Origin of the sequence: Bradyrhizobium sp. 33ap4 (genome assembly GCF_032654765.1) — a bacterium.
Lineage (GTDB): Bacteria > Pseudomonadota > Alphaproteobacteria > Rhizobiales > Xanthobacteraceae > Bradyrhizobium > Bradyrhizobium australafricanum.
The window spans coordinates 21,845-28,175 of the sequence record NZ_JAUMTJ010000088.1; the positions used below are offsets into that span (position 1 = coordinate 21,845).

The window sequence follows — 6,331 nt, forward strand, 5'->3', positions numbered from 1 at the left end:
TCATGACTTCAACTATCGACCTCAATTGCGATCTCGGCGAAAGCTTTGGCCCCTGGGAAATGGGCAATGATGCCGCGATGATCGAGCTTGCGACCTCGGTCAACGTCGCCTGCGGCTTTCATGCCGGCGACGCCGACATCATGCGCAAGACGGTCGAGCTGGCGAAAGCGCGCGGCGTCAGCGTCGGCGCCCATCCCGGCTATCGCGACCTGCACGGCTTCGGCCGCCGCCCGATGCCGGGACTGACGTCCTCGGAGATCGAGAACCTGATCGCCTATCAGATCGGCGCTTTGCAGGCGATCGCGACCGCGGCCGGCCACAAGGTCACCCATGTGAAGGCGCATGGCGCGATTTCCAACGTCGCTTGCGAGGACGACATGACGGCACGAGCGATCGCCAATGCGATCAAGGCAGTCGATCCCAATCTCATCTTCGTGGTGCTCGCCAACTCGAAGCTGGTGCGCGCAGGTGAAGCGGCGAATCTGCGGATGGCGCATGAGGTGTTCGCCGACCGCGCCTATGAGGACGATGGCAACCTGGTGTCGCGCAAGAAGCCCGGCGCGGTGCTGCACGATCCCAAGGCGATTGCCGATCGTGTGGTGCGGATGGTGCAGGACGGCGCGGTCGTCTCGGTCACCGGCAAGGTGATCAAGATGCAGACCGATACCGTCTGCATCCATGGCGACACGCGTGGCGCCGTCGAGATTGCGCGCGGCCTGCGCGAGGCGCTGAAGCAGGCGGGCATCACCGTTGCGCCGTTCAAGACCGCGCACTAAGCCGCGAACATCGATCAAAAAAGGGCCGGCCGCCGTGCCGGCCCTTTAGATTCCGTTAAGAGTCTTCTTAAACCCAAACTTGCCGTTTGATTGTTAGGTGCAGCTTCCGAGCCTTTGATTGTCCTCTTAGGAAATTGGGTACGAAAGCATGTTCCGCACCAGCCTCTCCCTCACCATTGCCGCGGTTGCCACCGCCGCCTTCACCAGCGCGGCATCCGCCGGCTGCTACAGCTGCTATACGCCGCCGCCGCAGCCGTGCACGACCTGCTATCAGGTGCAGAGCGTGCCGCCGCAGTATCGCACGGTGCAGGAGACCGTCATGGTGGCGCCGGGCCGCGTCGTCGCGCATCGCACGCCGGCACAGTATCGCACCGTGATGGTGCCGAGGACGGTGATGGTCGCGCCCGAAGGCGTCGCCTATGAGCGCATTCCGCCGCAATACGCCACCCAGGAGCGCGTGCAGATGGTCTCGCCGGGCTATTCCTACTACGCGCCGGTTCAGCAGACCTGCAGCACCTGCGGTGGCGACTACGGCTACGGATATGGTCGCGGTTACGGCTACTGAGCTGTCAGCATCCAGCCAACACAAAGCCGCCGCCTGAGGACATCAGACGGCGGCTTTTGAATGTTCCGAAGGACTCAGAACGGGTGGACGGACAGCGTGCCGAACACGATGGCCGCGATCACCGCAAAGGCGCTGTACAGCGCCGCCGTGTGAATTCCGGTCCCGGACTTCCGTGAAATGTTACGCGCGTAAAGGTGCAGGCGGGCCTCCGCCGATAGCTCGCGCATGGTCGATCTCCAACGCCCCATTGTCGGACACATGGAATATCGTTCGCGCCCGGATTCAAGCGGGCGGCAAAAATAGCGATGCCGCCGCCTTCGGGAACTCGGTTCCGAGAGGAATATTCCTTCCCGCGCGCTCGGCCGAGAATCCTATTCGCCGCAATTCGAGGCGTCGGGAACCCGCGCCAGTCCCGCGATAACCGAAAATCTCGAAAACAACCCCATGCAAAGTAGCCGGAGGTCGATAGCCGAGGCGCTGCCGCCGCCGCGCCTGTTGCCCATCCCTGTCCCGGCAACACGACGCACCGGTCGTGCACGTGCCGCCGGAAGCGGCCGCTGCGGCGCGCTCAGGCCTTCCAGCGCCCGATCTTGAACGCCGCCAGATGGCCCGGAACGTCGCTCGGGTCGAAAGGCGGGCCGGCGAACGCCCCGATGGCGCTGGAGGCGCCGGCCGGGCGACCCGATGCCGCGTCGTAGAGATCGGGCCTGAACACGGCCATGGCGGTCTTCAGCGCTTCCGGCCGGTATGGCGCCTGGCCCCAGCGAACCATCTGCGCATAGAGCCAGGCCGCCTGCCCAGGATCAGGCCGCGCCGCCGCCTCGCGCCCGACCAGCAAATAGCGATTGCTCTCGCGCATGGTGCCGTCGGGCGAAATCTTCAGGTGGCCATCGAGCGTGCGCTGGATGACGCTGGCATCGACGCCGATCCGCTCGGGCTGCGCCAGGATGCGCGCGACCTCGGACCGGTTCTCGGGCCGCTCGATGAACTCCACGGCGCGCAGATGTGCACGCACCAGCGCCGCCACGATGTCGGGATGCTTCTCCGACCAGCTCTGCCGCACCGCCAGCACCTTTTCCACCGCGCTGAGCAGGATGTCGGAGACGAAGTGCAGGATGTGGCCGATGCCGAGATCGACCGCGATCGAATTCCAGGGTGCGCCGACGCAGAACGCGTCGACATGACCGTTGGCGAGACTGTCGACCATGTAAGGCGGCGGCAGCACCACAAGCTGGACATCCTCATCGGGATCGACGCCGCCGGCGGCCATCCAGAACCGCAACTGGTAATTGTGGGTCGAGAACGGGAAGGTCATGCCGAAGGTCAGCGGCTCCGCCCCGCTCTTGCGCCGCTTGGCCACCACGCGGGCGAGCGCCTGTGCGGTTGCCATCGGATCGAAGCGGTCGCCGTCGATCTCTTCCATCAGCGCGGCGTGCAGCGCCGGCGAGACGGTGATGGCATTGCCGTTGAGCCCGAGGTTGAAGGGCGCCGCGATCGGCACCTTGACGTGACCGAGCCCGAGGCTCGAGGCGATCGCCACCGGCGCCAACAGATGAGCGGCGTCGAACAGGCCGATGTTGAGCTTGTCGCGGACGTTCGACCACGACACTTCCCGCACCAGCGTGACGTCGAGGCCTTCGGCCGCCGCGAATCCCTTGTCGACCGCAACGATCAGCGCGGCAGCGTCGACCAGCGGAATGAACCCGATGCGCAATGGTGTGGTCATTTCAGGAGCTCCGACGCCGTCAGGATCGATTGCGCGATCTCTCCGATTTTCTTTTTCTCGCGCATCGCGGTCGAGCGCATCAGCACGTAGGCCTCCTCCTCGGTCAGCCCCTTCACCTTCATCAGGATGCCCTTGGCGCGGTCGATCACCTTGCGCTCCTCCAGCGCGTGCTTGGTGCGGTCGAGCTCGTCCTGCAGCTTGGCGAAGGCATTGAAGCGGGAGACGCAGAGATCGAGGATCGGCTTCATCCGCTCCTTCTTGAGACCGTCGACGATGTAGGCGGAGACGCCCGCCTCGACCGAGGCCTGGATCGAGGCGGCGTCGCTCTGGTCGACGAACATCGCGATCGGCCGGCGGACGGCACGGCTGACCTGGAACATTTGTTCCAGCACGTCGCGACTGGGGTTCTCGAGGTCGATGACGATGATCTCGGGGTCGAGCGCATAGATTCGCGAGAGCAGGCTCTGCATCTCGCTGATATGCACGACATCCGTATACCCGGCCTCCCGCAGTCCCTCCTCCAGGATGGCCGCTCGGATCGGGCTCTCGTCGACTATGACGATCTTGGGAGACGATTCAGCGCTCATCGACAACTCTTAAGGCCCGGCAGATGCATCCATATCATGCCGGAAGCGCCGGGAAAGGGTTGTAATTCTCGGCAATTGGGACTAGCTCCTGCCCATTCATCAGGCAGATCAGAGATATGCAAGAGGCCGCCGCGCCGAAAGTGAGCTTTGTGTCCTTGGGGTGCCCCAAGGCGCTGGTCGATTCCGAGCGCATCATCACCCGGCTGCGCGCGGAAGGCTATGAGCTGGCGCGCAAGCACGACGGCGCCGACATCGTCATCGTCAATACGTGCGGCTTCCTCGACAGCGCCAAGCAGGAATCGCTCGCCGCGATCGGCGAGGCGATGGCCGAGAACGGCAAGGTCATCGTCACCGGCTGCATGGGCGCCGAGCCTGAGCAGATCGAAAGCGCCTATCCCGGCGTGCTCTCGATCACGGGGCCGCAGCAATATGAGAGCGTGCTGGACGCCGTGCACCGCGCGCTGCCGCCGGCGCACAACCCGCATATCGACCTGGTGCCGCCGCAGGGCGTCAAGCTGACGCCGCGGCACTACGCGTATTTGAAGATATCCGAAGGCTGCAACAACCGCTGCAGCTTCTGCATCATCCCGAAGCTGCGCGGCGATCTGGTGTCGCGGCCGGCGAATGACGTGCTGCGCGAGGCCGAGAAGCTGGTGAAGGCCGGCGTCAAGGAATTGCTCGTCATCTCGCAGGACACCTCGGCTTATGGCGTCGACCTGAAATACGCCGAGAGCCCGTGGCAGGACCGCAGCGTCCGCGCAAAATTCTTCGATCTCGCCAAGGAGCTCGGTGAGCTCGGCGCCTGGGTGCGGCTGCAATATGTCTACCCCTACCCGCATGTCGACGAGGTCATCGGCCTGATGACCGAGGGCAAGGTGCTGCCCTATCTCGACATCCCGTTCCAGCATGCGAGCCCTGACGTGCTGCGCGCGATGAAGCGCCCGGCTGCGCAGGAGAAGACGTTGGCGCGGATCCAGAAGTGGCGCGAGCAGAGCCCCGAGCTGACGCTGCGCTCGACCTTCATCGTCGGTTTCCCCGGCGAGACCGATTCCGATTTCGCCTATCTGCTCGACTGGCTCGATGAAGCGGAAATCGATCGCCTCGGCTGCTTCAAATACGAGCCGGTTGCCGGTGCCGCGTCGAACGCGATTGGCAATGCCGTACCCGACGAGATCAAGCAGGAGCGCTGGAATGCGCTGATGGCGCGGCAGCAGAAGATCTCCGCGAGGCGCCTCAAGCGCAAGGTCGGCACCCGCCAGCAGGTCATCATCGACGAGGTTGGCCCCACGGTGGCGAAGGGCCGGTCAAAGGCCGATGCGCCCGAGATCGACGGCGCCGTCTACCTCACCAGCCGCCGCCCGCTGAAGGTCGGCGAGATCGTGACCGCCAAGATCGAGCGCTCCGACCAGTACGACCTGCACGGCAGCGTCGCCGGATTCTAGCTCCAGTCCGCTCCTTCGAGACCTCCCCGGATACCAAACGGCGTCCGTTGCTAGACGGAACTCAAGCGTCGCCGACAAATTGTTGGTCCAGGAGGAATACGATGAGCCGAGCAGATCTTTTGAGGCAGGCCGAGAACGCGGAGCGCCACGCTGACCAAGCCACCGATGAGGAAATCAAGAGCGCGCTAAAGAAGGCCGCCGATGATTATCGGCGCGAGGCCGCGCAGGAGACTGCTGTCGCGACAATCGCGTCAGAAGCTGCCGAGCGCGGCTGAAACATCACGGAAGATAGTTGTGCTGAGTACGAGGATCTGGAAGATCACGACGAGAATGCAAAGCAACTGATAAAATGGAACGGACGGCTCGATCGGCTTTGCCCAACGCACCCAAGCAAAGGTCTCTCGCCCCCTAGCGACAGCTTCATCAGTCATGCTCATTGCCTGCCTGGCTCCCCACAATGGCATCAAGACAAGCCAAACTAGGAAAATCGGGCAAACGAAGAGGTAGGATATAGCGTTCTCAGGCTCAAGCGGCTTACCGAACCTATCGAGCCCATGACGGATGATTTCAGAGGGAATTGGAAACTTGAGGTAGACGTACAAGGTCACGCTTATGCCCACGAAGGCAAGCAATGCATTGATGATTGCCGTGCGCTTCATGAGTTGCCGAAGGACACCGGCCAACTCGTCGGGCACCCGAGGACGGGCATGCGCATTTTGAGACATTCAGGTCGAAACCTTCGAGCTTCTGCGAACAAGGCTAGGACAGCACCAGGCCGGTAGCAACTGCGCCGGGTTCCGCTCCGTAGGAACGCCGCTTCTTCCGTTCGTTAACGGAACATCACCGCACGGCCGGTGGGTATCTATCGGTGATGCGATCGCCCGGTTTAGCGCTCCGCCCAACACCAGCAGGGAGCAACGCCATGACCAGCAAGCGGCGTCGTTTCAAGCAAACCCAATCACTGCAAGAACGCCTAGCCGACGAGGCCATGCGCTCGCAGGCCAAGGCACTCTCTCCGTCTGCAAAAAAGAAGCCCTGCTCAGGAGAGCCCGGCAAGGCGAGACCCCAGCCAATCTGACGGAGTGGCTGACGACCCCAGGTTCACGAGCGCCGATCTAGGCCGCGCCATGATCAACCAGCCCCAATTCGATTCCTATTGTAAGCGGCAAGCTGAGGCCGTCAGGCTGCGTGGTTCCATGGCATAAGCGCGTCGATTTGGCTGCTCGGCCAGCCGT

General features: G+C 63.3%; 8 protein-coding genes. 4 read left to right on the top strand and 4 right to left on the bottom strand.

The genetic code is table 11. From position 1 onward, the window contains the following. Nucleotides 1-2: 2 nt before the first annotated feature. Both Q2M23_RS40005 and Q2M23_RS40010 read left to right on the top strand, forming a co-directional pair. Entirely contained in the window at nt 3-776 is a 774-nt protein-coding gene (locus Q2M23_RS40005; protein WP_057018693.1) for a LamB/YcsF family protein, read from the top strand. Nucleotides 777-924: 148 nt separating this feature from the next. Then, on the top strand, nt 925-1,341 hold the full coding sequence (locus tag Q2M23_RS40010; RefSeq protein ID WP_316398998.1) for a hypothetical protein: 417 nt from the start codon (nt 925-927) through the stop codon (nt 1,339-1,341). Nucleotides 1,342-1,415: 74 nt separating this feature from the next. On the opposite strand, the gene Q2M23_RS40015 is transcribed toward Q2M23_RS40010, so the two are convergent. The 3 genes from Q2M23_RS40015 to Q2M23_RS40025 form a co-directional block, all read right to left on the bottom strand. Continuing rightward, nucleotides 1,416-1,568, bottom strand: coding sequence for a hypothetical protein (locus tag Q2M23_RS40015; protein WP_016844408.1), 153 nt, complete (start codon nt 1,566-1,568; stop codon nt 1,416-1,418). Between the two features lie 341 nt (nt 1,569-1,909). Then, a complete protein-coding gene (locus Q2M23_RS40020; protein ID WP_057018695.1) occupies nt 1,910-3,067 on the bottom strand; it encodes a CmpA/NrtA family ABC transporter substrate-binding protein in 1,158 nt (385 codons plus the stop codon). Continuing rightward, nucleotides 3,064-3,654 carry an ANTAR domain-containing response regulator gene (locus tag Q2M23_RS40025; RefSeq protein ID WP_028332037.1) on the bottom strand — a complete coding sequence of 197 codons (591 nt, stop codon included), beginning with the start codon at nt 3,652-3,654 and terminating at the stop codon, nt 3,064-3,066. Before Q2M23_RS40025 ends, Q2M23_RS40020 begins: the two co-directional genes overlap by 4 nt. A 116-nt stretch (nt 3,655-3,770) precedes the next feature. Here Q2M23_RS40025 and rimO point away from each other — a divergent pair, with 116 nt between their 5' ends. Continuing rightward, nucleotides 3,771-5,096 carry a 30S ribosomal protein S12 methylthiotransferase RimO gene (rimO, locus tag Q2M23_RS40030; RefSeq protein WP_057018697.1) on the top strand — a complete coding sequence of 442 codons (1,326 nt, stop codon included), beginning with the start codon at nt 3,771-3,773 and terminating at the stop codon, nt 5,094-5,096. A 101-nt stretch (nt 5,097-5,197) separates the two neighbouring features. Then, the gene (locus Q2M23_RS40035) at nt 5,198-5,371 is read left to right on the top strand and encodes a hypothetical protein (RefSeq protein WP_156436349.1); all 174 of its coding nucleotides are present in this window, start codon (nt 5,198-5,200) and stop codon (nt 5,369-5,371) included. On the opposite strand, the gene Q2M23_RS40040 is transcribed toward Q2M23_RS40035, so the two are convergent. Then, nucleotides 5,348-5,755 (bottom strand): hypothetical protein, encoded by a 408-nt coding sequence (locus tag Q2M23_RS40040; protein ID WP_316398999.1) that lies wholly within the window; start codon nt 5,753-5,755, stop codon nt 5,348-5,350. The genes Q2M23_RS40035 and Q2M23_RS40040 overlap by 24 nt on opposite strands. Between the last annotated feature and the right edge of the window lie 576 nt (nt 5,756-6,331).